The sequence below is a fragment of the Xanthomonas sp. 4461 genome, from assembly GCF_024806475.1.
Lineage (GTDB): Bacteria > Pseudomonadota > Gammaproteobacteria > Xanthomonadales > Xanthomonadaceae > Xanthomonas > Xanthomonas arboricola_F.
In genome coordinates, this window is record NZ_JANTYV010000001.1 from 122,493 (window position 1) to 136,974 (window position 14,482).

At 66.0% G+C, this 14,482-nt stretch carries 10 protein-coding genes; 3 read left to right on the top strand and 7 right to left on the bottom strand.

Going from position 1 to position 14,482, the window contains the following annotated elements:
* Positions 1-2 precede the first annotated feature (2 nt).
* The 6 genes from FHY19_RS00555 to FHY19_RS00580 all read right to left on the bottom strand — a co-directional run bounded on the left by FHY19_RS00555 (position 3) and on the right by FHY19_RS00580 (position 8,757).
* On the bottom strand, positions 3-1,589 hold the full coding sequence (locus tag FHY19_RS00555) for an MDR family MFS transporter (RefSeq protein ID WP_259160790.1): 1,587 nt from the start codon (positions 1,587-1,589) through the stop codon (positions 3-5).
* Positions 1,586-2,773: an HlyD family secretion protein gene (locus FHY19_RS00560; protein ID WP_259160791.1), complete on the bottom strand. Its 1,188-nt coding sequence runs from the start codon at positions 2,771-2,773 to the stop codon at positions 1,586-1,588. Before FHY19_RS00560 ends, FHY19_RS00555 begins: the two co-directional genes overlap by 4 nt.
* A gap of 333 nt (positions 2,774-3,106) precedes the next feature.
* Positions 3,107-4,222 (bottom strand): polyamine ABC transporter substrate-binding protein, encoded by a 1,116-nt coding sequence (locus FHY19_RS00565; RefSeq protein WP_259160792.1) that lies wholly within the window; start codon positions 4,220-4,222, stop codon positions 3,107-3,109.
* 218 nt (positions 4,223-4,440) lie between these two features.
* Positions 4,441-5,808 carry an aspartate aminotransferase family protein gene (locus tag FHY19_RS00570; RefSeq protein WP_259160793.1) on the bottom strand — a complete coding sequence of 456 codons (1,368 nt, stop codon included), beginning with the start codon at positions 5,806-5,808 and terminating at the stop codon, positions 4,441-4,443.
* A gap of 801 nt (positions 5,809-6,609) precedes the next feature.
* A complete protein-coding gene (locus FHY19_RS00575) occupies positions 6,610-7,995 on the bottom strand; it encodes a glutamine synthetase family protein (protein ID WP_259160794.1) in 1,386 nt (461 codons plus the stop codon).
* Between the two features lie 6 nt (positions 7,996-8,001).
* Entirely contained in the window at positions 8,002-8,757 is a 756-nt protein-coding gene (locus FHY19_RS00580) for a gamma-glutamyl-gamma-aminobutyrate hydrolase family protein (RefSeq protein WP_259160795.1), read from the bottom strand.
* Positions 8,758-8,905: 148 nt separating this feature from the next.
* Between FHY19_RS00580 and FHY19_RS00585 the strand changes: the two genes are divergently transcribed.
* The 3 genes from FHY19_RS00585 (at position 8,906) to FHY19_RS00595 (ending at position 12,996) form a co-directional block, all read left to right on the top strand.
* On the top strand, positions 8,906-10,285 hold the full coding sequence (locus FHY19_RS00585) for a glutamine synthetase family protein (protein WP_259160796.1): 1,380 nt from the start codon (positions 8,906-8,908) through the stop codon (positions 10,283-10,285).
* Entirely contained in the window at positions 10,285-11,601 is a 1,317-nt protein-coding gene (locus FHY19_RS00590) for an FAD-binding oxidoreductase (protein ID WP_259160797.1), read from the top strand. Before FHY19_RS00585 ends, FHY19_RS00590 begins: the two co-directional genes overlap by 1 nt.
* A 96-nt stretch (positions 11,602-11,697) precedes the next feature.
* Positions 11,698-12,996 (top strand): diguanylate cyclase, encoded by a 1,299-nt coding sequence (locus FHY19_RS00595; RefSeq protein WP_259150727.1) that lies wholly within the window; start codon positions 11,698-11,700, stop codon positions 12,994-12,996.
* Positions 12,997-13,130: 134 nt separating this feature from the next.
* Here FHY19_RS00595 and FHY19_RS00600 read toward each other — a convergent pair whose 3' ends face one another.
* Positions 13,131-14,429 (bottom strand): MFS transporter, encoded by a 1,299-nt coding sequence (locus tag FHY19_RS00600; RefSeq protein ID WP_259160799.1) that lies wholly within the window; start codon positions 14,427-14,429, stop codon positions 13,131-13,133.
* Positions 14,430-14,482: the final 53 nt, after the last annotated feature.

Below are 14,482 nucleotides of genomic sequence, written 5' to 3' on the forward strand. Positions count from 1 at the left end.
AATCAGTGCATTGCAAGGTGCGCCCCCTTGGGTAACGGCTTGAGCAAAAAGGCCAGCGGAATCGTGCAGACCACGATCACGCCGAAGATCCAGAACAGGTCGCTATAGGTCATCACCAGCGCCTGCTGCTGCACCAGGCGCGCCAGCTGCGCAACCGAGCGGATGGCCGCCTCGCCGCCGGCGCTGCCCTGCATCTGCGCGGTCAGGCCGGACAGAAACTCCTGCGCGCGTGTCGCATTGGCGGTGATCGCGCTGCCGATGGTTTCGGTGTGGAAGGTCATGCGGCGCTCCTGGAAGGTGGAGATCAGCGCAAGCCCCACCGAGCCGCCCAGGTTGCGGCCGGCGTTGAACAGGCCTGACGCATCGCCGGCCAGCTCCGGCGGTACCGAAGAGATGGCCGCCTGGTTCAGCGACATCATCGCCAGCGCCAGGCCGCAGCCCTGCAGCAACTGCCCGGCGACAAAATGCGTGCCGACGGTGTCGGCGGTCAGCGACAGGTTGACGAAACAGGCCGCGGCAAAACAGATCAGCCCGGCGATCACCAGGATGCGTACGTCCACCACCTCCAGCAGCTTGGGCATCATCGGCATCAGCAGCACGGTCGGCAGGCCCGACAGCAGCAGCACATAGCCGGCCTGCTCGGTGTTGTAGCCGGAGATCACCGCCAGGAACTGCGGAATCATGTACATGACGCCGAACAGGATCATGCCCACTGCCATGATCATGATGAACACTGCGCCGAAACTGCGGTGCAGCAGCAGCGACAGGTGAATCACCGGCGGCCGCTTGCGGAACTGGCCGATCACCAGGGCGATGAAGCCGCTCAAGGCGATCACGCTCAGCATGTTGATCTCGCTGGATTCGAACCAGCGCTCACGCTGGCCTTCTTCCAGCACCACGGTAAGCCCGCCCAGGCCGGCGGTCAGGCCGTAGATGCCCAGCCAGTCCGCATTGAGCAGGCCGGCCCAGTCGCCTTTTTCATGCTTCAGGCCGAGCAGCAGCAAGGCCACCAGGCCCACGCAGATCGGCACGTTGATGAAGAACGCGTAGTGCCAGCTGACGTTCTCGGTGAGCCAGCCGCCGAGCAGCGGGCCGATCACCGGGCCCATGATCACGGTCATGCCGAACAAGGCCGTGCCCATGGTCTGCTGGCTCGGCGGCAGCCGGGTCGCAACGATGGTCAGCGCGGTGGGAATCAGCGCGCCACCGGCCAGGCCCTGCCCCACGCGGCCGATGATCATCATCGTCAACGAGGTCGACAGCCCGCACACCACCGAAAACGCGGTGAACATCACCGCGCAGATCAGCAGGAAGTTGCGCAGGCCCAGCGTGCGCACGAACCAGCCGGTCAGCGGGATCATGATGATCTCGGCGACCAGGTAAGCGGTGGAGATCCAGGTGCCTTCGGTACCGCTGGCGCCGACCTCGCCCTGGATGGTGGGCAGCGCCGCGTTGACGATGGAGATATCCAGCGTCGCCATGAACGAGCCGATGGTGCCGGCCAGCACCGCCAGCCAGGCGCCCGGCTCGGCCTTTTCGCTGGCAGCGCTGCCGCCGGCGCTCTGGCCGGTGGCTGCCGCTGCACTCACTGCGCGCGCTCCTGCTCCTGCACGCGGTCGGATTCTGCTTCGGCCCGCTGCTTGGCGTCCTTGGCCGAGCGCGTATCCACCGTCACCTCCACCGACATGCCCGGCACCAATACCTTGCGTGCCTCTTCGCCGGCCAGCACACGAATGCGCACCGGCACGCGCTGCACCACCTTGGTGAAGTTGCCGGTGGCATTTTCCGGCGGCAACAGCGCGAACTGCGAGCCGGTACCGGGCGAGAGGCTTTCGACCTTGCCGTGCAGCTTCACGCCGGACAGCGCATCGACCTCGATTTCGGCCGGCTGGCCGGGACGCATCAGGCCGACCTGGGTTTCCTTGAAGTTGGCGATCAGGTACAGCGATTCCTGCGGCACGATGGTCATGGTTCGGGTGCCTGCGGCCAGGAACTGCCCAACCTGCACGGTCTTGTCGCCGACGCGGCCGTGGATACGGCTGGTCAGGCGGGTGTCTTCCACCGCGATGCGGGCCTGGTCGGCGTCGGCGGTGGCCTGCTTCACGCCGGCCTGGGCCTGCTCCAGCTGCGCGGTGCTGGCCTGGATCTGACTCTGCGCTGCCTTGGCCTGGGCCTGGGCGGCGTCGTACTGGGCGCGGGCGCGGGCCAGGTCGTGCTGCAGGCTTTCCTGGTGCTCGTGCGTGTCCGCGCCGGAGGCCGCCAGCGGCGCGAAGCGCTTCACCTCGGCCTGGGCAAACGTGAGGCTGGCAGCGGCGGCAGCGACCTGGGTGCGCGACTGCACCAGCGACGATTCCTGCGCGGACACATTGGCCGTGGCGGCAGCGATGTCGGCCTGGCGCGCGGCGATCGCGGCCTCGGCCTGCTGCAGCGTGGCCTGATAGGTGCGGTCATCGATCTGCAGCAACGGCTGGCCGGCGTCCACGATCTGGTTGTCGCCCACCATCACCCGGGTCACATAGCCGCTGACGCGCGGCGCCACCGCCACCGAATCGGCCTGCAGATAGGCGTTGTTGGTGTCCTGCATGTAGCGGCCCTTGATCAGGTAATAGGCCAGCCAGACCACCAGCAAGACCAGCACCAGCACGCCCACCAGGATCAGCGTCCACTTGACCTTGGGGTTCTTCAAGGGTGAAGGCTTCTGCTCCTGGTCGTCGTGCGCGTCTGCGGCCTGGCTGCGGCCATCGTTGGACTGGCGGTCTTCTTGGTTGCTCAAAGGAAGCGTCCTGTAGGTCGTGGGCGAGGCGCGCGGCGGCATGCCGGATCAGCGGCAGGGCGAAAGCGGCAGAACCATACAATTATTTGAACCCACCAGTACAGGTTGCGTGACGAGCCCGGTCAGCTGGTGCTGAGGCTGGCCGGACGTGCGCTATCGGTCGGTTGATTCACGTCGGCCAGCCGCGTGCTGCGCGCCGGCACGCGCTCGCAGTGCAATCGATGACGATGGCCCAGCTGCGCGCTGCCGCGACCGGGTCTGCAGTCTCTCAGCCAATGATTGGCGATTGATGAAGATGCGGCCACCTGCGCCGCATCGTCGCCCCGCCCCGTCTCAACGGCCGGTCTTGATCTCGGTCCACAGCCGCGTGTACAGGCGATCGACGTCCGGCGAATTGATCGCATAGGTGAACATCTTGGCGGTCACCTCCGGCGGCGGGTAGATGGTGGGGTCGTTGCGGATCGCCGCATCCACCAGCGGCGTGGCGGTGCGCACTGGGTTGGCGTAGTGGATGAAGTTGCTGTTGGCCGCGGCCACCTCCGGCTTCAGCAGGTAATTGATGAAGGCGTAGGCGTTTTCAGGATGCTTGGCATCCTTGGGGATGGCCAGCATGTCGAACCATTGCGGCGCGCCTTCCTTCGGAATGGCGTAGGCCACATTGACGTTGTTGCCGGCCTCCTTGGCACGGTCGCGCGCCTGGATGATGTCGCCCGACCACCCCACCGCCAGGCAGGTATTGCCGTTGGCCAACGAGGTGACGTATTGGCTGGAGTGGAAGTTCTGCACGTACGGGCGGATGGTCTTGATCAGCGCCGCGGCTTTCTCGATCTCGGCCGGCACGCTGCTGTGCGGGTCCAGGCCCAGGTAGTTCAGCGCGATCGGGATCATGTCCGAGGGCGTGTCCAGAATGGTCACACCGCAATCCTTCAGCCTGGACAGATTCTCCGGCTTGAACACCAGATCCCAGCTGTTGGCGACATCGGTGCTGCCGAAGATCGCCTTGAGCTTGTCGACGTTGTAGCCGATGCCTGTGGTGCCGATCATGTACGGCACGCCATAGGCATTGTTGGGGTCCTGTGCGGCGATGCGGCGCATCACGTCAGGATCCAGATTGGCCAGATTCGGGATCTTGCTCTTGTCCAATGGCAGGAACACACCGGCCTGGATCTGCCGGCCGAAGAAGTTGAGCGTGGGCACCACCACGTCGTAATCGCTGCCACCGGCCAGCAACTTGGTTTCCACCATCTCGTCGCTATCGAACACGTCGTAGGTGACCTTGATGCCGGTGCTCTTTTCGAACGCGGGGATGGTGTCTTCTGCGATGTAATCGGAGTAGTTGTAGACGTTGAGCACCTTGGCCTGCGCCTCGGCCTTGCCCGGGGCGCCACCGCCGCCGCAGCCGGACAACAGGGTGATGGACAGGGTCAGTGCGAGCAGTCGCAGCGTCATGTGGGTCTCCAGGGCAGCGCGATGGGGCGGCCCGGCATCGCGGCCGGTCTGCGCCCAGCCTACCCACCGCGCCCGGGTTTGCACAGCGTGCGGTGTGTGGGCGGCGGTGCGCGGCGGCGATGCGCTGCAGCGTCGTGATTGGCGAAGGTCATTGCCGTCGGTGGCGCTTGCTGCACGGCAGCTGCGCGGCCCTGGGGCCGAAGGCAAGCCGCCGCGGCTTACCTGCCCAAGGCGTGGGCGGTATCGTCCAACGCCGCCCAGGCCTTGTCGAACAGCTCATCGACCTGGTCGCAGGTGATGATCAACGGCGGCGACAGCAGCATCGCATCGTAGGTCGCGCGCAGGATCAGGCCCCGCCGCAGCGCGAAGTCGCGACACATCGCGCCGACCCGTCCGCGCCCGGGGAAATACCTGCCGCGCCGGCGCTTGTCCGGCACCAGTTCCAGCGCCCCGACCAGGCCCGCAATCCGCGCCTCGCCGACCAGCCGATGCGCGCCCAGCTCGGCCCAGCGCTGCGCCAGATACGGCGCGATCTGCGTACGTGCGGTGTCCACGATGCCCTCGTCCTGCAGCAGGCGCAGATTCTCCAGCGCCACCGCCGCGCACACCGGGTGCCCGGCATAGGTGCCACCATGCGCCAACTCGCCGCCTTGCTGCTTGAGCACCCCGGCCACGCGATCGCTGAACATTGCCGCCGCCAGCGGGATGTAGCCGGAGGTGATGCCCTTGGCCAGCGTCATCACATCGGGCTGGAAGCCGAAGTAATCGGCGCCGAACCATTCGCCGGTACGCCCGAACCCGCAGATCACCTCATCGGCCACCAGCAACACATCATAGTGTCGGCAGATGCGCTGGATTTCCGGCCAATAACTGCGCGGCGGGATGTACACCCCGATCGCACCCATGATGGGTTCGCCGATGAAGGCCGCCACGTTTTCCGGCCCGATCTCGAGAATCCTGGCTTCCAGACGGCGCGCGGCAAGCAGCCCGTAGTCCTCCGGCGCCATGTCCCCGCCATCGCCGAAATGATTGGGCGGCTCGATATGCACGATGCCCGGTATCGGCAACCCGCCCTGCTTGTGCATGCCCTGCATGCCGCCCAGGCTGGCACCGCCCATGGTGGTGCCGTGATAGCCATTGTGGCGACCGATGAAGACCTGTTTCTGCGGCTGCCCCTGCACGGCCCAGAAATGCCGCACCAGGCGCAGGATGGTGTCGTTGGCCTCCGATCCGGAATTGGCGAAGAAGGCATGATTCAAGTCGCCCGGCGTCAGCTCCGCCAGCTTGGCGGCCAGATGGATGGTGGGCTCGGTGGTGCACTGGAAAAAGCTGTTGTAGTAGGCCAGCTGCTCCATCTGCCGCGCCGCGGCCTGCGCCAGTTCGGTACGCCCATACCCCACATTGACGCACCACAACCCTCCGAACGCATCCAGCAGTTTGTTGCCGTCGGCATCCCACACATACACGCCCTCACCGCGCGTGAGGATGCGCGTGCCCTTGCCCGCCAGGACCGCGTTGTCGTTGAACGGATGCAGATGATGCGCGGCATCGAGCTGCTGCAACGACCTGAGCACAGAAGAATCCACGACCTGCTCCACGCATGAGGAACCAGGAGCATACCCACGCCCTGTTGCCGGACCGTGGACGGCACTGCAGAGTGCCCCGCCAATCCCCTGCATGCCCGACAGACAGGTGGGCCACGAGAACTCGCCCTGCCACCGACGTCGCCCTCATCCGCCCTTGGGGCACCTTTTCCCCATGAAGGAGGACAATGTCCCGATGGGAGAAGGAAACGTCTGACGACGTAGGTGGCCTGCACATTTCGACTACGCTTCCGGCCTCCTGCCCGGCACTGCCTGGCCTGCGCATGGCATCGCCGCACCTTCGAGCGGCGCCCATTGCAGCGCTTGCCTCGCCTTGCTTCGCCCTGCCTTGCCTTGCTTTGCTTGCGCTTTTCCGGGGCCCCATACCGCAGCGGCAAGGCCGGCAGATACAACCCGCAGGGCGGCGCGCATGGATGCGCGACGTTTTTGTAAGGGACATGGATGTCCCTTACAAAAATTTCTGCCGGACTTGCGCACCCGCAGCGCCGAAGGCGCGCAGGGCGCGAGGACGGGGTGTGCTTTCTTTTTGGTTACTTTTTCTTTGCACAAGCAAAGAAAAAGTAACTCGCGCCCGAAGGGCGTGAAAGCTCTGCTTTGGGTTCAACTATCCAGAACATCCCAACGGAGGTGAAGCCCTGCTCTGTTTTAAACCCCCAGAACCGCGCAAGCACACAAACCACGCCACGCTTCAACATCACCCAGCGCCGTACCCTCATCCGTCCTTCGGGCACCTTTTCCCGGCGGGAGAAGGGAAACGCCCGGCACGGGCTTCGGTCACGTCACTCACACATTCAACAACAGGAATTCGCGCTCCCACGAGCTGATCACCCGGAAGAACGTCTCATATTCCTTCCGCTTCACCGAGATATAGGCCCGCACAAACCGTCGCCCCAACATCTCCTGCAACGCATCGCACCGCTCCAGCCCATCCAGCGCCTCGCCCAAGGAGCGCGGCAGATCGTAGCCCTGCTCCTTGCCGTTGCTGCTGATCGGCGCGGTCGGCTCCAGCTTTTCGCGGATGCCCAGCAACCCGCAGGCCAAGGTCGCCGCCATCGCCAGATACGGATTGGCATCGGAGCCGGCAAACCGGCTTTCCACCCGCATGTTCTGCGGCGCATCGATCGGCACCCGCAACCCGCAGGTGCGATTGTCGAAGCCCCACAGCACATTGCTTGGCGAGACTTCGCCGAACATCAGCCGCCGGTACGAATTGACGTTGGGCGCCAGCAGCCCCATCGCCAGCGGAATGTATTTCTGCAGCCCGCCCAGATAGTGCGCGAAGGTGTCGCTGAACCCGCCCTCGCGCTTGCCGCTGAACACGTTCTTGCCGGTGCCGGCATGCAGCAGGCTCTGGTGGATATGCATCGCACTGCCCGGCTCGGTTTCCATCGGCTTGGCCAGAAACGTGGCATAGACGCCGTGTCGCAACGCGGCCTCGCGCATGGTGCGCTTGAACAGGAATACCTGATCGGCGCGCGACAAGGCATCGGCGTGGGTGAAATTGACTTCCAGCTGCGCGGCGCCGGATTCGTGGATCAAGGTATCCACGTCCAGCTCCATCGCATCGCAGTAGTCGTACATCAGGTCCAGGATCGGGTCGAACTCGTTGACCGCATCGATCGAGTACGACTGCCGCGCGGTTTCCGGGCGTCCGGAGCGCCCGGCCGGCGGCAGCAGGGGGAAATCCGGATCGGTGTTCTTCTGCACCAGAAAGAACTCCAGCTCCGGCGCCACTACCGGTTGCAGCTTGACCTGCGCATACGCATCGAGCACGCGACGCAGCACATTGCGCGGTGCCAGCTCGTGCGGCTGGCCATCCTTGGTGTAGCAATCGTGGATGACCTGCGCGGTCGGGTCGGCTGCCCACGGCACCATGCGCACGGTGGACGCGTCCGGGCGCAGATGCATGTCCGAATCCGATGGCGAGGTCAGCGCGTAATAATCGTCCGGGAAATCGCCGGTGACGGTGGTGGCGAAGATGCCTTCCGGCAAGCGCGTGCCGTAGTCGTGCGAGAACTTGTCTGCCGGAATGATCTTGCCGCGCGCATTGCCGGTGATGTCCGGCACCAGGCATTCGACCTCGGTGATGTGGCGGTCCTTGAGCCAGCGGCGCAGTGCGCTTTCCGGCTGCTTGGGTGTGGATTTGCGCGAACGTGTGCGGATCGACATACAACCTCACTGACCGCGCTGAGCGGCATAACGGCGACAGGCCTCGCCGAAGGACTGGAAGATGGCACGGTAGAACGGATGCTGTGTGACACGCCATTCCGGATGCCACTGCACGGCGAGCAAGAATCCCGGTCCCGGGCCGCGAAAGGCCTCGATCAGGCCATCGGGAGCGGTCGCCTCGACCAGCAGGCCATCGGCCAGCGTGGCGATGCCCTGCCCGTGCAGGGAATTGACCCACACCTCGGCTCCGTCGCTCATCCCGGCCAGCCAGCCGCCGGGCTGCAGCTGCAGCGGATGCGCGGGGCCGTATTGCGCCTCCAGCGCCGCGCTGCGGTCTTCGCGATGGTCGGCCAGTCCTGGCACCGCATGCACGCGTTGATGCAGGCGCCCGCCAAGCGCGACATTGACCTCCTGCAGGCCACGGCAGATCGCCAGCAGCGGCAGGCCGCGCGCCAGCGCCTGCGGAATCAGCCCCAGGCTGGTGGCATCGCGCGCCGCATCGTGCGGATTGCCCTCCCAGCTGGATTGGTCGCTGTAGTGGTGCGGTTCGATATTGCTGACCGCCCCGGTCAGCAACACGCCGTCCAGCCGATCCAGCCACACGCCGGCATCCAGGCTGGGCTGCAGGCTCGGCAGCAGCACCGGCATGGCACCGGCCGCGTCCACAACCGCGCGGATGTATTTTTCGCCTGCCGCCAGAAACGGATGCGGCCCTTGCGCGATGCGATCGGTCGGCAATCCGACCAGCGGTACGACAGCCATGCAGACATCCCGATGCGGTGCGTTGAACGGCAGATGCGTTCGAACTTACCGCGCCGCTGCTGCCATTGCCACCGGCCGCGCCCTTGCATGGCCGCAAAAGATCACGCGTGCTTTGCTAGGCTGGGCGGCGACTTCGCAGGTGGTGCCCATGGCTTCCGAGACTTCCGTCGCATCGCTGCCCGCTGCCGATGCCGCCACCCTGGCGCGCATCGCAGGCTGCCACTCCGTCGACCTGTTGTTGCCCGACACCAACGGCGTGCTGCGCGGCAAGCGCGTCACTGCCGATGCGCTGCACAAGGTCTACCGCGATGGCGTGTGCCTGCCGATGTCGCTGATCGCCACCGACATCACCGGCAACACCGTGGAAGAAACCGGGCTTGGCTATGCCATCGGCGATGCCGACCGCATCTGCCGGCCGATCCCCGGCTCGCTGCGCCCGGTACCGTGGGCGCCGCAGCCCATGGCGCAGCTGCTGCTGGCGATGCACACGCCGGACGGCAGCCTGTTCGAGGTCGCACCGCGCGCAGTATTGCAGCGGGTGGTGCACGGCTTTGCCGCACTCGGGCTGACCCCGGTGGTGGCGGTGGAACTGGAGTTCTACCTGTTCGATGCGGTGCCCGATGCGCAGGGACGCCCGCAGACGCCGCGCGACCCGGTCACCGGCATCCGCGGCGACAGCACGCAGGTGTATGCGTTGCAGGACCTGGACGATCACCGTGGCTTTACCGATGCGGTCACCGCTGCATGCCGCCAGCAAGGCATTCCCGCCGATACTGCCGTGGCCGAGTCCGCACCGGGCCAGTTCGAGATCAACCTGCAGCATCGCGCCGATGCGGTGGCCGCCTGCGACGAGGCGATCCTGCTCAAACGCACCATCAAGGCCATCGCGCAGCAGCAGCGCATGCTGGCCAGCTTCATGGCCAAGCCCTTTCCCGGGCAGGCTGGCAGCGGACTGCACCTGCATGTCAGCCTGCTCGATGCCGACGGGCACAACGTGCTGGCCGGCCCGGCCCGGATGCCTGCCGAGAGCCTGCGCCACGCCATTGCCGGGCTGCAACGGCATGCAGACGCGTCGCTGCTGTTGTTTGCCCCGCACGCCAACAGTTACCGACGCTTCGTCAGCAACGCCTTCGTGCCGCTGGATGCCAGCTGGGGCTTCAACAACCGCACCGTGGCGCTGCGTATCCCGCATAGCGATGCCCGCAACACGCGTATCGAACATCGCATCGCCGGCGCCGATGCCAACCCGTACCTGGCCGCGGCCGCGGTGCTGGCGGCCATCCTGGATGGCCTGCAGCAACCCGCCGAGCCCACGCCGCCCATCAGCGGCAATGCCTATGCGCAAGAGGTCTTCGAGCCACGCACCTGGCAGGGCGCGGTCGATGCGTTCGTGTCCAGCGAGTTCATCGGCACGCAGTTGGGCACACAGTTCCGGCATGTGTTCGGGCGGCAGAAGCAACGCGAGCTGCTCGACTATCAGGCGTTGGTGCCGGACATCGATTACGCCCGGTATCTGCGGACCGTGTGATGGGCAGCCCGGCCAACCCGCTGCCGCATGCCGACACCGCGGTTGGCGGCTATCCGGACAGCTGGTACGCGCACAGCGCACCTGCCCTGCCCGCGCAGCCACGCCTGCGCGGCGCCGAACGCGCCGACGTCTGCATTCTCGGTGCCGGCTATACCGGCCTGACCGCGGCGCTTGCGCTGGCCGAAGCCGGCTACCGGGTCGTCGTGCTGGAGGCACGGCGCATCGGCTGGGGCGCTTCCGGTCGCAACGGCGGCCAGGCCATCGTCGGCTACGGCTGCGAACAGGAAACCCTGGAAGCGCTGGTCGGCGATGCAGATGCGCGGCTGCTGTTCGATTTCTCGCGCGATGGCATGCGCCTGCTGCGCCAGCGCATCGCGCGCCATGCCATCGCCTGCGACTGGCGCGATGGTCATGCCCATGTCCCGCTCAAGCCGCGCCAGGTGCGGGCACTGCAGCACGGCATCGTGCGCATGGCCGAGCGCTACGACTATCCGCTGGAGTGGTGGGACCGCGCCCGCACCCGCCAGATGCTGGACAGCCCGCTGTATCTGGGTGCGATGTTCGACCCCGCCAGCGGCCATCTGCATCCGCTGGCCTACGCCTTCGGCCTGGCGCGGGCGGCGCTGGCGGCCGGCGTGCGCATCTTCGAGGACGCGGCGGTGACCCGGCAGGACGCTGGTGCACAGGTGACGATGCACACCGCCGAGGGCAGCGTCACCGCGGACTTCGGTGTGATTGCCGGCAACGCCCTGCTGCACGGCATCGCCGCGCCGCTGGAGCAGCGCATCATGCCGGTCGGCACCTATGTCGGCGCCACCCCGCCGCTGGGCCAGGCGCGTGCGCGTGCCCTGATCGGCAACGACATGGCGGTGGCCGATACCAACTGGGCGCTGGACTATTACCGGCTCAGCGCCGATCACCGGCTGCTGTTCGGCGGGCGTGCCAGTTATTCCTCGCGCCCGCCACCAGGCCTGCAGCGCCTGATGACCCGGCGCATGCACACCGTCTTCCCGCAGCTGCGCGATGTGGGGCTGGAGACCGTCTGGGGCGGCTATGTGGACATCTCGCGCAACCGCGCGCCGCATTGGGGGCGGCTCGCGCCGAATGTGTATTTCGCCCAGGGCTTCTCCGGCCACGGCGTGGCGGCCACGGGTCTGGCCGGTCAGGTAATCGCCGAAGCCATCGCCGGCCAGAGCCAACGACTGGATGTGTTTGCACGTATTCCGCACCGCCCGTTCCCTGGCGGGCAGCGGCTGCGCACCCCGCTGCTGGTGGCGGCCATGAGCTGGTACCGCCTGCGCGATGCGCTGTGGTGACCGCCACCGGGAGAATCGCAAGCTGCGACGAAGCGCTCAAGTTTTGACGAGCAGAGCCGTTAGCTGATCTGACGGTTCGATCCACACGGCCAGCCGATGTCCCCAGGTACCCTACATCGCAATAGTGAGAGCGCAGTCCTGCCGCAACGCGTGTTGCTGGTGGAGAACTCGCGCACGTTCACCAGCATGCTGCGCGAAGCCATCGAGCAACGTGTGGAACTGCCGGTCACGGTCGTATCGACCCTGGCCGAAGCCGCACGCGTGCTCGACGAAGAAGACGGTTGGTTCCTGGTCCTGACCGGCCTGGTGCTGGTCGACGGCGACCGTGACAAGGTGGTGGAGTTCTTCCTCTCGCGCAACCTGCCGACCGTGGTGGTCAGCGGCGTGTACGACGAGGATCTGCGCCAGCGCGTGCTGCAGCAGCAGATCATCGATTACGTGCTCAAGAACGCACCGGGCAGCATCGAATATCTGGCCTGGCTGGTGCAGCGCCTTGAACGTAATCGCCGTATCGGCGCGCTGGTGGTGGACGATTCCTTGTCTGCTCGCACGTATGCCGCCGCCCTGCTGTCGATGTACGGCTACCGCGTGGTGCTGGCCGCCGACGGCGCCGCCGGCCTGGAAGCGATCGAACGCGACCCCGGCATCCGCCTGACCATCGTCGACCAGGAAATGCCGGGCATGGAAGGCGTGGAATTCACCCGCCGGTTGCGGGCGCTGCGCTCGCGCGACAAGGTTGCGGTGATCGGCATTTCCGGCAACAGCGACTCGTCGTTGATCCCGCGCTTCCTGAAGAACGGCGCCAACGACTTCCTGCGCAAGCCGTTCTCGCGTGAAGAATTCTTCTGCCGCGTCTCGCAGAACGTCGACCAGCTGGAATTGATCGGTACGCTGCAGGACCTGGCCACCCGCGATTTCCTCACCGGCCTGCCCAATCGGCGTTATTTCCTGGAACAGAGCCAGCGGGTGATCCCGCAGTTGCTGTCGCAGGACCAGACGGTGACCGCGGCCATGCTGGACATCGACCACTTCAAGCACATCAACGACACCTGGGGCCACGAAGCCGGCGACCAGGCGTTGCGCGCGGTGGCCGCATCGGTGTCCGGGCATGCCCGCCCGCAGGACCTGGTGGCGCGTTTCGGGGGCGAAGAATTCTGCCTGCTGGTGCCGGGGCTGGATGCAGCCAATGCCACCAGCTACTTCGAAGCCCTGCGCGAAAGCATCAGTGCGCTACGTGTGCGCATCGGCGACGACACGCTGAGCATGACGGTGAGCATCGGCGTGTGCATCGCGACCGAAGGCGACCAGTCGCTGCACCACCTGTTGAACGAAGCCGACAAATATCTGTACCTGGCCAAGGCCGGCGGGCGCAACCAGGTGCGCCTGGCGAGCTGAGCGCCGCACGCCCGCACCAACAAGGCAGCTGGCCTGGACGCAGCTCAAAGTGCGTCTTCTCCAGCACCGCAGGAGCGCAGCGGGGCGCGACCAGGCGTTAGCGATCACCCACCATCTCAGGCCGACACCCGCGCTTACCGCAATCGCGTATCGAAGAGCATCGAGCGACGCGAACGCCGCGCCACCATCAGCGCGAGCAGGCTCAGCACCGCGGCTGCGCCAAGGTAGTAACCCACCGCCTGCACCCCGTAGCGTCCCGCCAATTGCGTGGCCACGTACGGCGCCGGTGCCGCGCCCAGGATGCTGGCCAGATTGAAGGATAACGACGCGCCGGTGTAGCGCACCTCGGTGGGATACAACTCCGCCAGCAAGGTGCCGCAGGGCCCATAGGTCAGCCCCATGAAGAAGAAGCCCAGCCCAAGGAAGGCCAACACCTGCAATGGGTGATGGGCCTGGAACAACGGCGCAAACGCCAGCCCGAACGCAATGATGGCGACGCTGGCTAGCATCATCGCCAACGGTGCGCCGTGCCGATCGCCGAACCTGGCCGACAGCGGGATGCCCAGCGCAAAGAACACGATACCGGCCATCTGCAGCAGCAGGAATTGTTCCTTGTCGTAGCCCAGCGTCTTTGTGCCATAGCCCAACGCGAACACGGTCATCAGATAGAACAGCACGAAGGTGGCGAACGCGCCCAACGTGCCAATGATCAACGCCGGCCAGTGCTGCGAGATCACGGTACCCAGCGGCAGCCGCACGCGCGTCTTGCGATCCAGGGCTTGTTGAAAGTCCGGCGTTTCGGTGATGCTCAGGCGTACCCACAGGCCGGTGATCACCAACAGGGCGCTGGCCAGAAACGGCACCCGCCACCCCCATTGCATGAAGGCCGCATCGTCCAGCAGCGCGCCCATCCCCAGGAAGGTGCCGGTGGACAGCAGAAAGCCCAACGGCGCACCCAGCTGCGGAAACATGCCGTACCACACGCGCTTGCCCGGCGGTGCGTTCTCGGTGGCGAGCAACACCGCTCCGCCCCACTCGCCGCCCAGGCCCAACCCCTGACCGAACCGGCACAGCGCCAGCAGCAGCGGAGCCCAGACCCCGATCTGCGCATAGCCGGGCAACAGACCAATGGCGACCGTGGACAGGCCCATGGTCAACAGCGCCGCCACCAAGGTGGCCTTGCGGCCTACCCGATCGCCGAAGTGGCCGAAGACGGCCGAGCCCACCGGACGCGCGATGAAGGCCACCGCAAAGGTTGCCAGCGACTGCAGCATCGCCGCACTGCCGTCGCCGGCAGGAAAGAACAAGGTCGGGAACACCAGCACCGCAGCGGTGGCATATATGTAGAAATCGAAGAACTCGATGGTGGTGCCGATCAGGCTGGCGAACAGCACGCGCGCGGCGGAATTGCGCGAAGTCACGGCAGGGGTCATGCGGAGCGAATCGTCGGGCAGGCCGTCGATTCTGTCAGATTCATGGCGACATC

Bases quoted from the DNA above. Each gene is read 5' to 3' on its own strand.
- FHY19_RS00565 (WP_259160792.1), bottom strand. From the start codon at position 4,222: ATGACGCTGCGACTGCTCGCACTGACCCTGTCCATCACCCTGTTGTCC.
- FHY19_RS00575 (WP_259160794.1), bottom strand. From the start codon at position 7,995: ATGTCGATCCGCACACGTTCGCGCAAATCCACACCCAAGCAGCCGGAA.
- FHY19_RS00580 (WP_259160795.1), bottom strand. From the start codon at position 8,757: ATGGCTGTCGTACCGCTGGTCGGATTGCCGACCGATCGCATCGCGCAA.
- FHY19_RS00585 (WP_259160796.1), top strand. From the start codon at position 8,906: ATGGCTTCCGAGACTTCCGTCGCATCGCTGCCCGCTGCCGATGCCGCC.
- FHY19_RS00590 (WP_259160797.1), top strand. From the start codon at position 10,285: ATGGGCAGCCCGGCCAACCCGCTGCCGCATGCCGACACCGCGGTTGGC.
- FHY19_RS00595 (WP_259150727.1), top strand. From the start codon at position 11,698: ATGTCCCCAGGTACCCTACATCGCAATAGTGAGAGCGCAGTCCTGCCG.
- FHY19_RS00600 (WP_259160799.1), bottom strand. From the start codon at position 14,429: ATGACCCCTGCCGTGACTTCGCGCAATTCCGCCGCGCGCGTGCTGTTC.